The 14,339-nt window shown below is 69.4% G+C and carries 18 protein-coding genes; 16 read left to right on the plus strand and 2 right to left on the minus strand.

Translation table 11 applies throughout. The features are described from left to right. Positions 1–32: 32 nt before the first annotated feature. The 13 genes from P8T65_RS46685 (at position 33) to P8T65_RS46745 (ending at position 11,098) form a co-directional block, all read left to right on the plus strand. Complete coding sequence (locus tag P8T65_RS46685; RefSeq protein ID WP_316732035.1) at positions 33–605, plus strand: hypothetical protein; 573 nt, start codon at positions 33–35, stop codon at positions 603–605. Positions 606–707: 102 nt separating this feature from the next. Next, entirely contained in the window at positions 708–1,130 is a 423-nt protein-coding gene (locus tag P8T65_RS46690; RefSeq protein WP_316732036.1) for a hypothetical protein, read from the plus strand. 522 nt (positions 1,131–1,652) lie between these two features. Further along, a complete protein-coding gene (locus P8T65_RS46695; protein ID WP_316732037.1) occupies positions 1,653–2,684 on the plus strand; it encodes a hypothetical protein in 1,032 nt (343 codons plus the stop codon). Positions 2,685–3,001: 317 nt separating this feature from the next. Next, entirely contained in the window at positions 3,002–4,789 is a 1,788-nt protein-coding gene (locus tag P8T65_RS46700) for a hypothetical protein (protein ID WP_316732038.1), read from the plus strand. A gap of 406 nt (positions 4,790–5,195) precedes the next feature. Continuing rightward, entirely contained in the window at positions 5,196–5,402 is a 207-nt protein-coding gene (locus tag P8T65_RS46705) for a hypothetical protein (protein ID WP_316732039.1), read from the plus strand. A 470-nt stretch (positions 5,403–5,872) separates the two neighbouring features. Then, positions 5,873–6,019: a hypothetical protein gene (locus tag P8T65_RS46710; RefSeq protein ID WP_316732040.1), complete on the plus strand. Its 147-nt coding sequence runs from the start codon at positions 5,873–5,875 to the stop codon at positions 6,017–6,019. A 36-nt stretch (positions 6,020–6,055) separates the two neighbouring features. Next, positions 6,056–6,625 carry a hypothetical protein gene (locus P8T65_RS46715; RefSeq protein WP_316732041.1) on the plus strand — a complete coding sequence of 190 codons (570 nt, stop codon included), beginning with the start codon at positions 6,056–6,058 and terminating at the stop codon, positions 6,623–6,625. A 253-nt stretch (positions 6,626–6,878) separates the two neighbouring features. Then, on the plus strand, positions 6,879–7,244 hold the full coding sequence (locus P8T65_RS46720; RefSeq protein ID WP_316732042.1) for a hypothetical protein: 366 nt from the start codon (positions 6,879–6,881) through the stop codon (positions 7,242–7,244). 780 nt (positions 7,245–8,024) lie between these two features. Beyond that, positions 8,025–8,876: a hypothetical protein gene (locus tag P8T65_RS46725; protein WP_316732043.1), complete on the plus strand. Its 852-nt coding sequence runs from the start codon at positions 8,025–8,027 to the stop codon at positions 8,874–8,876. 19 nt (positions 8,877–8,895) lie between these two features. Beyond that, a complete protein-coding gene (locus tag P8T65_RS46730; protein WP_316732044.1) occupies positions 8,896–9,078 on the plus strand; it encodes a hypothetical protein in 183 nt (60 codons plus the stop codon). An 81-nt stretch (positions 9,079–9,159) separates the two neighbouring features. Then, on the plus strand, positions 9,160–9,771 hold the full coding sequence (locus P8T65_RS46735) for a hypothetical protein (RefSeq protein WP_316732045.1): 612 nt from the start codon (positions 9,160–9,162) through the stop codon (positions 9,769–9,771). 99 nt (positions 9,772–9,870) lie between these two features. After that, complete coding sequence (locus P8T65_RS46740) at positions 9,871–10,359, plus strand: hypothetical protein (RefSeq protein WP_316732046.1); 489 nt, start codon at positions 9,871–9,873, stop codon at positions 10,357–10,359. Continuing rightward, the gene (locus P8T65_RS46745; RefSeq protein ID WP_316732047.1) at positions 10,346–11,098 is read left to right on the plus strand and encodes a hypothetical protein; all 753 of its coding nucleotides are present in this window, start codon (positions 10,346–10,348) and stop codon (positions 11,096–11,098) included. The genes P8T65_RS46740 and P8T65_RS46745 overlap by 14 nt, the downstream gene beginning before the upstream one ends. Here the strand turns inward: P8T65_RS46745 and P8T65_RS46750 are convergent. Continuing rightward, positions 11,073–11,330 carry a hypothetical protein gene (locus P8T65_RS46750; RefSeq protein WP_316732048.1) on the minus strand — a complete coding sequence of 86 codons (258 nt, stop codon included), beginning with the start codon at positions 11,328–11,330 and terminating at the stop codon, positions 11,073–11,075. The two genes, P8T65_RS46745 and P8T65_RS46750, sit on opposite strands and share 26 nt — an antisense overlap. 77 nt (positions 11,331–11,407) lie before the next feature. Continuing rightward, on the minus strand, positions 11,408–11,821 hold the full coding sequence (locus P8T65_RS46755) for a hypothetical protein (protein ID WP_316732049.1): 414 nt from the start codon (positions 11,819–11,821) through the stop codon (positions 11,408–11,410). A gap of 328 nt (positions 11,822–12,149) precedes the next feature. On the opposite strand from P8T65_RS46755, the gene P8T65_RS46760 reads away from it, so the two are divergent. From P8T65_RS46760 to P8T65_RS46770, 3 genes are read left to right on the plus strand one after another with little or no spacing between them, the layout of a single operon-like run. After that, positions 12,150–13,166 (plus strand): hypothetical protein, encoded by a 1,017-nt coding sequence (locus P8T65_RS46760; RefSeq protein WP_316732050.1) that lies wholly within the window; start codon positions 12,150–12,152, stop codon positions 13,164–13,166. Positions 13,167–13,181: 15 nt separating this feature from the next. After that, positions 13,182–13,619: a hypothetical protein gene (locus P8T65_RS46765; RefSeq protein ID WP_316732051.1), complete on the plus strand. Its 438-nt coding sequence runs from the start codon at positions 13,182–13,184 to the stop codon at positions 13,617–13,619. Positions 13,620–13,669: 50 nt separating this feature from the next. After that, positions 13,670–14,335, plus strand: coding sequence for a hypothetical protein (locus P8T65_RS46770; protein WP_316732052.1), 666 nt, complete (start codon positions 13,670–13,672; stop codon positions 14,333–14,335). Positions 14,336–14,339: the final 4 nt, after the last annotated feature.

Genomic DNA, 14,339 nt, shown 5'->3' on the forward strand with positions numbered 1-14,339 from the left:
CCACGCCGTCAGGGCCCCAGGTCCGGGCGGCCATGGCGGACAGGGTGGGCCTGGCCTGGATGAACACGCCGGCGTCCGGGCACATCCTCCCGCCGGGGCAGATATGGGCGGCGGACAATGGCCGCTTTGGGAAGGGCTGGCCAGGTCACGCCGCGTGGATCCGCTGGCTGGCCGGTCTCGCCGACCGGGCAGGTGACTGCCTGTTCGCGGTCGCTCCCGATGTGCCGATGGACGCGGCTGCCACTCTCGCCGAGTCGCCGCCCTGGTTCCCCCGGATCCGCGCTCTCGGCTATCCGGCCGCATTTGCAGCCCAGGACGGCGCCGAAGACCTGCCGATCCCCTGGGACGACTTCGACGTGCTGTTTTTGGCCGGTTCCACGGACTGGAAACTCGGCCCCGGGGCGCGGCAGATGGCCGCCGAGGCGAAGCGACGGGGCATGGGCGTTCACATGGGCCGGGTGAACTCCCTGAAGCGCCTGCGGTACGCGGCGTCCATCGGGTGCGACAGCGCCGACGGCACCTACGTGGCGTTCGGGCCCGACAAGAACCTCCCCAAGTGCCTGGCCTGGGTCGCGGAGGTCGACAGCCAGACGGCGCTGTTCTGACAGCGAGTGACGCAAGCAGTCAGCCGCGCACAGCATCCCGCCACGCCCGCCGTTCCCAAGGTCCCGCCGGGGCCGCGTGTCCGGGCAGAACGGAGACCTGCCGTGGCATCCCGCCGCCGTACCGGTCCCAGCGACGACGTCCGCGCCACCGTGTTCGATCGGGACAAGCACCGCTGCGTGCGTTGCGGATCCGGTCGCCGCCTGACGATCCACCACCGGGTGAACCGCGGGATGGGCTCGTCACGCGAGGAGTGGATCAACCGCCCCCAGAACCTGCTCACGGCCTGCCACGACTGCAACATGTGGTTCGAAGACCACCCGCGCGAGTCGTACAGCGAGGGGTGGAAGGTTCGCCGGCCGATGCTGCCCACGGAGATGACCGTGCTCTACCCCGACGGCCGCCAGTACGCCCTGTTCCCCGACGGCACCAGAACCGCGGTGACCGCAGCATCCGTAGCCCGCTCAACGAGTCATCCAACGCGTGAAGTTGCCACGTTTCCGCAGGTCGCACCGGAGTTGCGGTAGAGCGTAAGTCCGGAGTTGCGGTGAAGCCGCACTCCGGAGTTGCGCTGTACCCGAAGACGCAGTGCACGCCAGACCCGCACTCGCGATGTCCCTCAGGCCGCAACGGAACTAGAAGAAGGGAAACAAGATCAATACCAACCACATCCATCCGAAGACTTGGCGTGTCCGCGTTCTCGAGCCCGCGCCGTCGCGGGCACCGCAGTCCGGGGCCGACCAGCGGCCCCGCAGGATGCAGGAGACCAGGGAGCGCGCCCGACGAGCCTTCGGCTTTTCCTGGTGGATGACCTCGGGCGGGGCACGGACCGGATGGCTCATGACCGGCACACAGCAGCATCCGCACCGCTGCGGCATCGTCGTACGAACCGGCGCCCGGGTGATCTCTCTGCGCTGGCGCTGACCCGCCGTTGCACCCCGGGCATTCGTACTGTACGGTTCACCGAAACGTACGGCGTGGGGTTTCCCCAGCCTCCGACTCCAGCCCGCCCGCCGGCGGCTACTGGGACAGCAGGCAAGGAGACCGTGATGCCCAACACCGTGGCACCCGACGCGCCCGAGCTTCAGCGCCCGGACTTCGACAAGATCCGCCAGGATGCCGCCGACGCCCTCAAGGCCGAACTCGACGCCATCCCCACCCTGCAGGAGCGCCGCGCCCACGCCCACGAGCTGTACCGGCAGATCCTCGATGAGCTCGCCGTCGTCCGGCCGGAACGCGACCGGCTGATGATCTCCCTCGCCATCTACCAGCGGCCGCGGGCCGTACACGAGGCCGCCGGCTGCACCCGCGACGTCCAGCGGCGTACCGTCCGCACCGCCTTCGGACTCGACGACGCCACGCCCCTTCCACCGGCGCGGGAGTGGGCAGACCACGGCCGGGCCGCCAACGTGCCGTTCGTTCCGGACGCCGCCACCAAGCTCCCGAAGGTCGCCACCCAGCACGCGATCCTCCTCGGGAGGCGCCGCGTCGTCCGCGACCTGCTCTTCCCCGGCGACAGCGTCAAGATCGAACGGCTCGACTTCAAGACCGTCAAGGACGAGGCCGTCGCGGAGGTCCGCGCCGCGCTCGACGAGATCAAGGACCTGGGCGCCCGCCTGAAGAAGGCCTCCCGCATCGCCCGGGACGCCGACGCGGAGCACGTTGTCGTCGCCGCCGAACGCGACCGCTGCGCCCTGTCACTGGAGTTCTACACACGGGCCCGCGCCGTCGATAAGGCGATGGGCGTCGCCCGCAACGCCTTCGACGAACTGCGCCGTGTCGCGCTCGGCCTGGACCGCAAGACCGGACGCCTGCCCGCGGAGGACGAGAAGAAGGCCGCCGCGGAGGCCGCGGACATCGACTTCGTCGAGGACGCCGCCGAGCGCCTGCCCGACCTTGCCCGCAGGGCCGCGGCCGCACGCTCCCGCCACCTGACCGCGGCCGCCATCCGCAACAAGACCGCAGCCGAGCTCGACGGCCGGCCCGGCTGGGACATGCGCAGGATTGCCGACGAGACCGGCCTGCACATCGACTCGATCCGGGCCAAGGTCCGCGCTGTGCAGAAACGAGATTCTTCCTGAGAATTTCGAGCCTTCGGCCGTGTAACACTCCGGGCCCCTGGCACGTCTCCCCAGATGTGAAGCACTCGACCGATCTCCATGGGAGCCTGCACTGCTCCCGTCGAGTGCCCAGCTTGTTCGCCGACCGGTCCGCTCCAACCGGTCGGCGAACGCCTAATCTCCGGCGGTAACCCGCCCGGCGCCCGACCCCTCCCCCCTGGTCGAGCGCAGCGGCACACCCCGCCGGCCGCCCGGTCGGCTCCCCCGTCCGTACCGCCGGGCGTCGCGCACCGTGCGGGCCGGGACACAAACCCCCTCCGGCCTGCACGGTGCGCCACATGCGAACCGCCGCCCCGCGCCGACCGTCCCGGCCCACCGCCGTGACACAGGCCGCCGCAGTGGGCGGCCGACCCGGGGTGAAGTCGAATCTCGCCGCCCGGCTCGCCGACGATCTCCTTCGCGCCCCCGCCGGCCTGCGCCGCCAAGCCCTCAAAGAGCACGTCGGCGTCGCTGAACTCCCTCACCTGCTGCGCGAAGTGGAACGGGCCGTCGGCTCACGGTTCGGACTGTGGGCCGACACCCCCAGCGGCTTCATTGAGGACGTTCTCGGCGAAACGATCTGGTCGAAACAGCGGCAGATCGTCGACTCGGTCCTCGACGCCAAACGCATCGCCGTCCCCGCAGGCTTCGGCGTCGGCAAGACGTGGATCGCAGCGAGATTGTGCGCGTGGGCCGGGTGCGTGAACCCCGCCGGGACCATGGTCATCGTCACCACGGCGACACGATTCCGCCAGGTCAGAAACCAGCTCTGGCCACACATCCGAAAGACGATCGCCCGCGCCGGGCTCCCCGGGCGCGCGGACACGACCCAGTGGAAGATCCCCGACGCCTACGGCAACGAGGTCCTGGTCGCCTACGGATTCTCCGCCCCGGAGCACGACGAGGCGGCCATGCAGGGCATCCACGGCACGCCCAAGCTCTTGATCATCGTCGACGAGGCCGGCGGTATCGCCCGCACCGTGGGCAACGGCACCAACAACCTCTTGACCGGCGACGCGAAGATGCTGGCGATCGGCAACCCCGCCATGGACGACCCGCGCAGCTGGTTCGAGCTGCTGTGCGAGGAAGGCGAGGACCCCGAGGAGCCGACCACCATCACCATCCCCATCGCGACCTTCGACAGCCCCGCCATCACCGGCGAACGCGTCCCGTACTGCCGGGACTGCCCCGACGGCGTTCCCAAGCACTCCCTCGCCATCCACCTCCCCGATCAGGACTGGGTGGACCGCACCCTGCGCGAGTACGGCGAAGATCATCCGTACGTGATCGCCAAGGTCCACGCCAAGTTCCCCAAGGGCGGCGGAGGCAAGGCGATACCAACGCTGTGGGTCGAGTACGCCCAGCAGGTCGAAGACCCCACCGGCCCCGGCTACGTCCGCCTGTGCGACCTCGGTCTGAAGGGCGAGACCGCCACCCACACCGTCAAGCGGGGCGCCTGGGTCCGCCTCGGTGTCGACGTCGCCGCCGACGGTGGTGACGAGTTCACGATCTACCGGTGCGTCGGCGACGCGATCGAACACCGCCATCACTCCAGCGGCAGCGAGAACGACAATCAGGTCAAGGTCGCCCAGCGGATCTTGGAGGAGATCGAGCAGGCGCAGCGCCTGGCCGACGCCCTCGGCTCCACCGCCCCCGTCCGCGTCAAGATCGACCAGAACGGCCTGGGCCACGGTGCCGTCGGCATGCTCAAGACCTGGGCGGAGAACGGTCGGCACCGCGCCGAGATCGTTGGCGTCATGGTCTCCGAGTCCCCCGGCCACGACGACCCGGGCGCCGTCATGCGGCCCTTCAAGAAGCGCGACGAGATGTGGCTCGCCACCCGCGCGCTCCTGCAGCCCGACCCGGGCACCGGCGTCGGCCGGCTCCGGCTGCGCACCGACCGCAACGCCGCAATCCAGCTCACCACCCCGAAGCTGCAGTACAACAGCGGCGGACACACGGTCATCGAGTCGAAGAAGGCGATGCGCGCCCGCGGCATGAAGAGCCCCGACCGGGCCGAGGCCGTTCTCCTGGCCGTGTACGAGCCGGACCCGATCATCCGCCGCGGCGGCGGCCTGCTGGTGTAACGCCTCCGGGGAGTCGACCGTCTACCGGGCATGCGATCAAACGCGAAACGCGCCCAACAGGTCGTCCGGGCAACGGGCGTTGAGAGGTGCCAGGGCGTGCGACCAAACGCGAAACGGGGCAATTGGCCGTTCGGGCGACCGGAGTCGAGGACTCCGGCCATTGTAATGAAGTCGTTACATAGCTCAATGTGGTTCGCAGAAGCTCAGGTTGAAGGAGGAGGTATCTGACGGTCCCTCAACTTCCTTTGACGTGCACCTTCGACGCCCTGAAGGCCGAGTAGGCTCGAAGAGCAGAAGAGCCCCAAAGTCAGCACCTGGCCTGAGAAACCGTGCTGACGGCGGGGCCCTTCCAGCGATCTCCAGACACTCGCGGAATGAATGGAGTACCACCATGCATGCTAAGCCCATGTCGCAGGGGGATGGCGGCCCCGCCCGAGGCTGTAACCGCCTCGTGGTCTGGTGGCGGCGGAAGCGGGACCGCGCCGAAGCCTCCTGGCGCCGGAGCCGCAAGGCCATCCGTCGGCGCTTCGTACTCGGGGTGGCCTACGGGGCCGGATCCGGTGTGGGCGGCTTCGTCACCGCCTACCTGATCTGGCTGGCCCAGTCCCGATAGCTCCTCCGCTCAGTGGAAGGGGGTTCACCCGAAGCGGGTGGGCCCCCTTCCGTACGCGCGCGACAGCAAGATCAGCAACCACCTGAAGCGAAACCGCGGCGGCAAGGTCTCGACACCCTCATCGGGCCGGGCGCGGCCACAGGAAGGCCAGTTGGTCGTCCGTCGCCCGTACGCTGCTACGACCACAAGGAGGGACTGGCCCATGCCTCGCCTCATCTACACGGTGAACAAAGCGGGGGTTGAGGAACATCGGCGTCAGATCGTGCGCCTGTACGCTCCGTGATCACCGCACCGCAGATAATGCGCTGTTATCTGCGGGAGCGCGGGGCGCCACCTGCCGAGACGAGCCGCGGACGGCACGTGAAGCAGCCCTGTTATCCGCGGTATCGCGCCGCTGGGCCCGTAGCCGCACGATCCGACTCGGTTGTTCCTCAACCCCCAAAGCGCTCACAGACGCGCAGATCGCCGCCTTGTACGAGCTCTCCGAGAAGAGCAAGGTCGTGATCGGCCTGTGGCAGAACACGCCTTCCCCCACCCGTGACTCCTTCACCTGGTACATCAGCGGCGGCCTCCTGCGGATCCTGCGGTTCCGGCGAATCCTGAAGGCGCTGGGCTGACCGAGCCCTGTCAGCGGCGGCGGCCATGATGGGGGCGTGGACTACAGCCTCGTCATTGCCGCCGCGCACGCTGCCGGCCCCTGCCCGCCCGGCGAGGAACCCGTCTGGGGTCGCCGCGTGCACGCCCTCACCGTCGACCTGCACCTGATCGCTCAGCAGGCCGCACAGGACATCAGCCGCCTGGAGAGCGCATCCCGGTTCGTCGCCTTCCTGGAGAAGGTAGAGATCGAGGAGTCCAGCCGGCGAGGCCTGCTGACCCTGCGCAACCCGGCAGGGGACACCGAGCACATCCGCACCGAGCAGCAGGAGACCGACCGCGGCCGCGACTTGATCGAGCGGGCCCGCGTCCTGCAGGGCCGCTGGGTGCTGGTCTTCCGGTACAACGAGAAGGCCTCCCCGACCAAGCAGGTCCGTATGCTCGCCCACCTCATGGACCTGGGCGATGGCGCCATCGCCGTGAACCTCGCGAAGAAGATCCTCACCGACGACGCCAGCGGCGCCATCCCCCGGGCGCAGGCCGCATGGTCGGAAGCAGGCCTGCCGGACACGGGGGCCATCACGGTGGAGCAGTTGGAGCAGGCCCGCGCCAAGCTGCAGAGCCAGTGAGCCAGGGCCTTGCCTAGGGGAGAAAAGGGGCGTACAGTGTCGGAATGCATGTCTCCGCCCCAAACCGGGGGGCGGGGCATCAAGTCCGACGGAAGGACATGAAGTGCCGCTTTCTCGTATCGCCCGAGATTTCGCTGCGGAGATCCGCAATCACGACTGGCGCGATGCCCCATGGAGGGCTGACCGCGCAGGCCACAACCGGACTACGGACCCCAAGAGTCACAACGTCGGGGAGCTGAAGCCGGAGGAGACCATGACGTTGAAGACCAACGTCATGTGGGTGACCGCGCAGGTGCTCGGCTACATGGATCCCAACTTCGACGTCTACGAGTTCGCCGAAGCCTGCGGAATCAGCACCACCACGAGGTGGGGACGCAAAGACGGCGGTATCGACGCCGGCCTCCGGAAGGACCAGTACGGCCGGATGATGCGTCCCGGCACATGGGCCATCGACGAGAACGAGGTCATCACCACCGTGACCAGTGACTTCTTCCACTCGCCTACCTGTGAGATGTTCCGCCAGGGATGGCAGGGGGCGCCCGTCCTGTCCTACCCGGCCGACGCCGTACCGCCACGATGGAGCCCGTGCAGCCACTGCCGTCCCCAAGCGCAGGGCTGACGACCGGCGCCGTCGTGGCCCGGCCCCCTCGGCAGGCGAGGTGTAACGCCTGCCGAGGGGGCCCGTCTGTAGGGGGTGACGCGCCCCCGGGGGTCTGGTGGACAGCTTCCCGCGGGCGCCGACCAAGCACGCACCCCGGATAACAGCAAGAAGCACGGAAGGTCTCCGCGGGGCTCAGGCCCCGTCCCGGGTCGCCCGGGGGTCGCACAAGGACCGTATCGGGCCTGCACGTACCGATTTGGTCCGACACGGACCGAGACGAGACCTGTAGCTGGCCGGGGGAGGGGAGAAGCTGCGCTTCTTGCTGTTATCCAGAATGGTCCGACTCCTTTCCGTTGCCCGCAGCAGGTGCCTCGGGCCTTCGCTCACGGGGCGATCCGCCGAATGACCACACCTCCCGTGCCACCAGAACGATCCCGGACGCCACCGTCACCGCGACCTGGGGCGAACAACCGGCAAGGATGAGCCCGAGAACGATGGCGGCAATCAAGGCGACGACACAGACACGGTGCTTCACAGGCATGACGAAGTAGCCCCTTGTCGGGAGTGGTTGGTGGAAGAGGAAGCTCACTGCGCTCACCGCGCGCTTTGGAGCCGCTCCTAGATTTCCGTACACCACTTCACCCCGGCTTGGGGGATGTGTGAAACGGATCTCCCGTTCGAGAGGTGCTCTCGTCTCGGGCCGTTCACCAGATTCCCCGTCCCGGGACCGGGCGGCAACCATCTCGGGGAAGAGTTAACAGGCGAGTGACAGGAACCGGGTTACGTACGCTGTCTGCCATGCCCCAGCCGAACCCGCGCACCACCGACGCTCTCGCCGCGATCGGCGCCTTCATGACGGCGCAGCAGAATGCCGGGTACGCCGACGAGACCGTACGGCTGCGCGGCACGCTGCTCACCGAGTTCCTGGAGCACGTCCTCAATGAGGAGAAGACCGCCTCCCTCACCGCCGAAGAGCTCGTCGAGCCCGAGCGCACGGACTCCTGGCTCGACGCGGCCGACGCCGGCGAGACCAGGCGCCGGAACACCCTCACCGGCCCGGACGCCGCCGCGGCGTACGACTCCCAGCGCGCCCGCATCCAGACGTACAACACCTTCGTCGACCACCTCGGCCTATCCGGGCTGCAACGCGCCTACCCGCTCACCGGGCACGGCGACCGCCTGGAGCCCGAGCAGGCCTACAAGCTGCTGCGCACCCTCGCCGTACGGCGGCCCACCGGCGCCAACGCCGCCACCGCCATCCGCACCGCCGCGGTGGCCGCCCTCGTCGCCGCCACAGGCCGCTCCGTGCCCCGGCTCCACGAACTCAACGTGACCGACGTCGACCTGGAGCGCCGCCCGGTCCCCGTCGTGACGATCGCCGAATTCGACCACCCGCTCGACAGGCACACCGTGGAGATCCTGAGCCGCTGGCTCGACGTCCGCGCCGGCATCACCAAGGCCCTGGAAGGCACCGACCCCGGCTACCTGTGGATCCCGACGAAGCCCGGCCGCGAGCGCGCCGGCGTCCAGCCGCCGAAGCCTGGCCTGACCCGGGCCGCCGTCCGCACCCTGCACGCCGCGCACCGCAGCCTCGTCATGCAGGTGATCGGCGTGCCTCTACGCCCGTACGCCCTCCTCCCCCGCCGGTGACGCTGCTACCGTCGCGCCCATGATGGAGCTGTTCACCGACGCCGAGCGGGACCGCATCACCGCGGCCGCCGACCGCGACGGCCAGGAGCCGGCCGCGTGGCTGCGCCAAGTCGTACGGGAACGGCTGGACGCCGAGAACCTCGAGGACGCACTCGTCGGCGCGCACTTCACCGTCGCCACCCGCGCGGCCGCCGCCGGCTGACCGGTCGCGGGCAGGTCTTCGTTCTGCTGCAGAACCGCCACAGCGCCCCGCGCAGCCTCCCCGGCACCCGAAGCTGCCGACGTGCACAGAGCCTTCGACACCCTCACACGCCACGCCGACCTCCTCCTGCCGATCCTCGCGGCGTTCCTGGTCGCTCTCCTGACGAACTGGCTGACCAACCGCGGCCGCGACCGGCAGGAACGCGCCGCGGATCGGGCCACGCTGCAGGCCCAAGTGGACGCCTTCGTCACCGGAGCGGTTGCCGTCCGGGCTGCCGCCAACATCAGCGACACGATTTGGGAGGGGCCCAAGGAGAAGTGGCGCGCGACGGCCGTCGTGCTCCTGGGTGCCGTTGGCGGGATCGCCAACTCGGAGGCACAGGGCAACTGGCGCTACGCGGCTGGCCTGCGGGATGCCGCCCAGCTCATCAGCCGCGAGATCCACGCGCGCAAGGTCGCACTGGCCAACCTGCAGGCGTCCACCGTCCAGCTCGGCGCCGCCGCCACTCCGCTGATGCGGCATCAAGACGCGCGGCTGGTCGAAGCCGTCGAAGAGGTCATGGCCGCCGCCAGCGCCATCGACGATCACGCTCGCTTTGAACAGGCCCTGACCGCCTTCGGACAAGCCGCCCGGACTGCGCTGCAGCCGCCGCCGTCCGTGTGGGCGCGGCTGACCCGGCGCCGCACGCAGTAGAGGTCCGGATGCCGACGGGGGATGCGGCATCCGGACCTACTGGCCAGCGTAGTCCTGCCAGACTGGGCAGCCACAGCAATCCGGCGTGAAGGGCGGAATATGTCCGACGATCCCTCGGTGTACGAGCTGATGGACGGCACCAGCACAGAGAAGAACCTCGCCGAGGACTACGTGGCACTTCTCGACAAGCTCTCCGCCTTGGCGGGCGCTGCCGAGGACGGCAACTGGTACTACGCCTTCGAGAAGATCGAGTCCGTACGTCGGGCCCTCACTGATCTGGAGCGGCGCATCAGCAACCCGTCCGCCGACGGCACCGAGCGCGTCTTCGACCGTCCCGAGGCCGACGCCCACCGCACCCGTCAGCTCATCATCGCCTTCGCACAGCAGTACGGCGGGCACATCGGTCCCAAGCTCTATCCCGTCGCGGAGCTGGAGAACGAGCGTGCGAAGGAGAAGATCGCCCGGTCCAAGAAGTGGGTCGCGGACTTCCACGCCGCCCTTGACGCCGGTGACACGAACACCGCGTCCGAACTCGCAGGCGGAACTGTGCGGATCGTGGACGGGATGACCGGCGATGGCGGTAGCTGACCGCGCCAAACGGCTGCGCGCCCTGGCGCGGGCACTCAACGAGCACTTCGAGCTGACGCCGGACACAGTGCTCGCCGAGTTCGACGAGTACACCCGGCCAGGGAAGTGGTATCTCCGGTGGACGGATGGCCCCACGGTCGCCCAGCTCACCAAGACCGCGAAGGACATCGACGCTGAGGTCCTGGCGGAGGCGACGCTGTTCCGCAAGTACAGCAACTTCGTGTGGGCCCTGGCCACCATCCGGCTGACGATGTCCACCGAGGAGTTGCCTCCGGAGCAGGGGTACTACCCCAACTCCTGGCACATCAGGGAGTGGTTGCAAGGGCGGAGGGCACCGCGGCCGCGCAACAAGCGCGAGCAAGTGATGGCCGAGCGTCTCGGGGCCATGTACGACGACGACAGCAGCGCCTTCCACTCGCCGGACACGTTGATGGCCGACTTCGTCCGTGACAACGGAGTTGCCGCGCTACTGCGTGACAAGGACCCCGGAGAGGCTCTGTTGACTCCCGTGGAGGTCCTGACGGACCGCTACGCCACCGGCGAGGCGCTGAAGGCATGGAAGCGTCGGCTCGTCCCGTTGAAGCCGCTGGAGGCCTTCCTGGCGGTTCTCGCGGATCAGCAGCCGGAGCCGAGTGTGGCGGCCGCGGCGCTCGCCCTGGTGCCGGAGGTGCATCAGTCCGTCGACAATGCGGCAGAGGGGCTGAACGCCCGGGTCACAGGAGAGGCGCAGGCTTCGTAGCCTCAGCACGGACGGCGCCGGGGCCGAGCTTGTGACGGCCCTGCTCGTCGACGACGATGACCTGCGGGCAGTCCGGGCAGGAGTACAGGTTCCACGTGCCGAGCCAGCGCCATCCCGCGTCCCACAGGGGCGCCCACTGCGCGACCGGCGGCCGGGGCGCGCTGGCGTCGCATGTGCTGCAGTCCAACGTGCGGGCGGCCTCGGCCGCGACGTTTGCTGTGGTGGTGCTCATGAGGGCAGCGTATCCGGCCCCTACATGCCGACGGGGCCGACGGAAGGTTCTCCGTCGGCCCCGCGGTGTGCCTGGGATCAGGCGGTCGGGTACGAGCCGGTGACCGTGATGATCTCCGCCTCGGTGGCCCCCTCGACGTCGCCGTACAGGTGGTTGATGTTCTGCAGCGCGGCACCGTTCGAGGTGCCGGTGACCCGGATGCGGTCGATCTTCGTGCCGTCCGAACCGGCGTAGACCTGCGCCTCGCCGGTCCACACGCCGTTGTCCGCGTTGCGCCCGTCGAGGCTGGCCTGGAAGACGTAGCGGCAGCCGGCCGCGGCCGGGACGGGCAGGGTCAGGCCGAAGCCAAGGGAGTCGGCCGCGACGGTCTCCTTCTTCGCGACGATCTGCGCGGTGAAGGTACAGACGCCGTTCGCGGAGACGTACCGGCCGGAGCCGGAGGTGCCATCGGTGCCAGCGACGTTGGTCAGCTTGGGGGTCCAGTTGGTCATGCGGGTGCACGTCCTTCCGTAGGGGGAGAAGCCCGCCCGAGTGGCGAGCCGGGGAAGATTGCGGGTCCTCGCGTGCTTGCGTCGCGTACTGCTGCCGACGCGCGTCTCTGGACGGCCCCGGGGTCCCGACTGCTTGCGCTACGCTCTGAGTTGGTCGCCCGTGCTGTGGACGACCTCGGCTGAGTAGTCCGGCCCGTGACCGGACGGCGAAGACGCCTGAACCCGCGCAGCGGGGATCCCAGCGCTGAACGGCCAGTCCGCTTCCGGTTCGCCCTGTACGCCAGGCGTGCCCGGGTCACGGGACCGTGTGCGCTGCGAGGGGACGACCGTGGGAGACAAGAACCGGGCGCTGAAGGCTGCCGCCCGCAAGTACATGGAAGAGTCCGGCGAGACGTCGCTGCAGGCCGCCATGCGGCACGTTCGCCGCGAGTACGAGCAGGGTCAGCGCGACGACGACGCGAGCGACGACCAGGAGCGCATGGGCTTCGACGAGGCCCCTTACGCTGACGAGTACGAGCACCGTCCTCGGGTGACGGGCACCGGCTACTTCATCGCGTGGGGCGTGCAGGAACTCCTCGGCCTGGACCAGGTCCAGCAGCTCGTTCAGCACGCCGAGAAGGACGGCCAGCCGGACGCCCCCGATCCGATCACCTGCCACCTGTGCGACCGGCCCATCGACGTCACCCGTGAGGAAGTGGTGCACGTGGGCATCGCCCTCCGGGAAGTCCAGCGGCCCGGCACGCCGAAGCCCACCGAGCTGCAGTTCCCCGTCTGGACTCACGACCAGTGCGGCCACACTCGCGTCTGGTCGTGGTCTCAGCTCACCCTCGCGCGACGCCGGCGCAACCTGCCGGTCCACACGGCCGACCTGCCGCCCAGGCAACACCGGCGCGGCCGGACGCCGATCGAGGACTACTACGTGTTCACGATGCCGGAGGACAGCCCGCCGGTGTTCTACCTGCAGCCTGGCGACGACCACCGCTGTGGGGTGCTCGGCTTCCGTGCCGACCGGCTGTCCGACGGCCTGCCCGCGCTCGACCTCTCCCGGGAGGCGCCCCGCCCGCTGGAGGAGTGGTCGATCGCGGCCGACCGTACGGGGCTGCTCTACATCGAGCGGCAGGGAACCGGACGCTGGTACCAGCCGCCGACCCCATGGGCTCCGCCGCCCGAGTGGCTGGCCGCCGCGCACTTCCACGGCAAAGCGATCTTTCTGACGGCCCCGGCTGGCTCGGTGCCCGTGGCGAAGTTCGAAGCGGGCGCGGGCAGCAACCTGGTGGACCTGCTCGCCGTCGGCCAGAAGGACCTGCTGTTCGGTGCGGTCATGACCGTCACCGGTCTCGCCTGAGAGGGGGTCCTACGGATGGCCACACGCTTCTTCACCTTCGCCGCAGCACGCATCACGGGCCACGACGCCGCCGGCGATCCCTTGCCGGGCTCGGTGCTCGACCTTCCCGTGCATGGTCTCGCCCAGGTTGCACCGGACTCCGCATCGCACTGCGGCGAGCGGTTCACTCTCCTCCTGGCCCTCGCCGAGTCCCCCGCGCTCCCCCGCACCGACGAGGGATGGGGGCACGATGTGCTGCTGTGGGATCCGTCCCCGGTACCGCCGTTCAGTGGCCACCGGGAGGTGTGGCTGCACAGGGTCGCCCTGAGCCTCCAGGACATCGGTTCGGGCTGCGTAAGCCTCTTCGGACCCGCCTGGGGTCGGTCCTTCCACCTGGAGCGCAAGCCGCCCGTCCCGTTCGCAGGCGGGGACTGCCCCGACTGGGACCTGCTGGTTCCGGCGGGAACCGTCTGAACGAGCCATGGCGGCCGTGCGCGCCTGCGGCGGCCGCCATACTCGTGTGCATGGATCAGACGCCCAGCACTCCGTTCGAAGCCCTCTTCGGCGCCCCCGCGCCCTCTGCGGACGTCCGGGCGGAGCCCATGCACTTCGAATCGGTCGGTAAGAGCTGTGACTTCTGCATCGAGGGGTTGGTGGGAGCGACGCACGAGCCAGCCGTGTGGGCATACCCGTGCGGGGAGGCCGTGCGCAAGGTGCCGTTGGGCGAGTTCGGCGCCACGGTCGACTTCCCGATCCAGGCCGGCCTTTGGTACGCGTGCGCGCGCTGCCACCGCTACATCAAGGGCAACGGCTGGGCGGCGCTGGCCAAGGCTATGGGCTTCCCGGAGGGCGACGCCGGCAGCGACATGTGGCAGGCGTTCCGGGTCGCGCGGAAGAAGGGGCCTGGGTACGCCTGGCCGCTCGTCGCAGCCAAGACGCCGGACGTCTATCCGGCGGCCGCGAACGCCTGGCGAGACGTGGTCGCCGAGTATGACGGAGAGGCGCGCGCGGCCCTGGAGTCGGTGCGGCTCGTCACCGTCATCCTGGGCACGCTGTACGGACGTACGGCCACGGAAGAGACCGTCGAGTACCTGCGCGACACCGTGGGCCCGGACGTGGTGACAAGGTTCCGGGGCCGGCTGGGCAACGAGACGAACGTGGCGGTGTACTCCGACGCCTCAGCCGCGTGACCGC

It is taken from the genome of Streptomyces sp. 11x1, from assembly GCF_032598905.1.
Taxonomy (GTDB): Bacteria; Actinomycetota; Actinomycetes; order Streptomycetales; family Streptomycetaceae; genus Streptomyces.

Coding starts and splice junctions, on each gene's coding strand:
- P8T65_RS46685 (WP_316732035.1), top strand. CDS start 33: ATGGCGGACAGGGTGGGCCTGGCCTGGATGAACACGCCGGCGTCCGGG.
- P8T65_RS46740 (WP_316732046.1), top strand. CDS start 9,871: ATGTCCGACGATCCCTCGGTGTACGAGCTGATGGACGGCACCAGCACA.
- P8T65_RS46770 (WP_316732052.1), top strand. CDS start 13,670: ATGGATCAGACGCCCAGCACTCCGTTCGAAGCCCTCTTCGGCGCCCCC.
- P8T65_RS46700 (WP_316732038.1), top strand. CDS start 3,002: ATGCGAACCGCCGCCCCGCGCCGACCGTCCCGGCCCACCGCCGTGACA.
- P8T65_RS46725 (WP_316732043.1), top strand. CDS start 8,025: ATGCCCCAGCCGAACCCGCGCACCACCGACGCTCTCGCCGCGATCGGC.
- P8T65_RS46695 (WP_316732037.1), top strand. CDS start 1,653: ATGCCCAACACCGTGGCACCCGACGCGCCCGAGCTTCAGCGCCCGGAC.
- P8T65_RS46755 (WP_316732049.1), bottom strand. CDS start 11,821: ATGACCAACTGGACCCCCAAGCTGACCAACGTCGCTGGCACCGATGGC.
- P8T65_RS46745 (WP_316732047.1), top strand. CDS start 10,346: ATGGCGGTAGCTGACCGCGCCAAACGGCTGCGCGCCCTGGCGCGGGCA.
- P8T65_RS46720 (WP_316732042.1), top strand. CDS start 6,879: ATGACGTTGAAGACCAACGTCATGTGGGTGACCGCGCAGGTGCTCGGC.
- P8T65_RS46750 (WP_316732048.1), bottom strand. CDS start 11,330: ATGAGCACCACCACAGCAAACGTCGCGGCCGAGGCCGCCCGCACGTTG.
- P8T65_RS46730 (WP_316732044.1), top strand. CDS start 8,896: ATGATGGAGCTGTTCACCGACGCCGAGCGGGACCGCATCACCGCGGCC.
- P8T65_RS46765 (WP_316732051.1), top strand. CDS start 13,182: ATGGCCACACGCTTCTTCACCTTCGCCGCAGCACGCATCACGGGCCAC.
- P8T65_RS46705 (WP_316732039.1), top strand. CDS start 5,196: ATGTCGCAGGGGGATGGCGGCCCCGCCCGAGGCTGTAACCGCCTCGTG.